This window comes from Mesorhizobium sp. M4B.F.Ca.ET.214.01.1.1 (assembly GCF_004791545.1).
Classification (GTDB): domain Bacteria; phylum Pseudomonadota; class Alphaproteobacteria; order Rhizobiales; family Rhizobiaceae; genus Mesorhizobium; species Mesorhizobium abyssinicae.
The window spans coordinates 1-373 of the sequence record NZ_SRUX01000113.1 but is presented as its reverse complement, the minus strand read 5'-3'; the positions used below and the strand labels follow the sequence as shown (position 1 = coordinate 373).

General features: G+C 60.1%; 1 pseudogene. It reads right to left on the bottom strand.

The window, feature by feature from the left end:
- Positions 1 to 373 (bottom strand): annotated as a pseudogene (locus EN857_RS33525) (UPF0104 family protein); the annotation flags it as partial.

The window sequence follows — 373 nt, the reverse complement described above, 5'->3', positions numbered from 1 at the left end:
AGCCGGGATTGCCGGCTTCCGGCAGCGCGAAATAGATGATGCCCGCCGCGCCGATCAGCTCGATGGGGCCAATGACCAGTTGCTGCGCCACAAGCTTCGGCGCCGGGTATGGCAACACGAAGGAGCCGATCTTCAGAGGCTTCAGCCTGAGCAGGCTACCGAGAACATAAAGGCTGACGAAAAAGAGCAGCACGACGCCTGTCGTGGTCGAGGCTTCGACCGGCAGTATGCCCGTGAACCGTTCAGTGATGTCAGGCTCGTAAAGCAGCACCAGTCCGATCAGCATGATCGTGCCGATGAGGAAGGTGAAAGAGCAGAGGCCGACGAGAACGCCCACTTCCGCCACACTTAGTCCCTTCGACGTATACGCCCG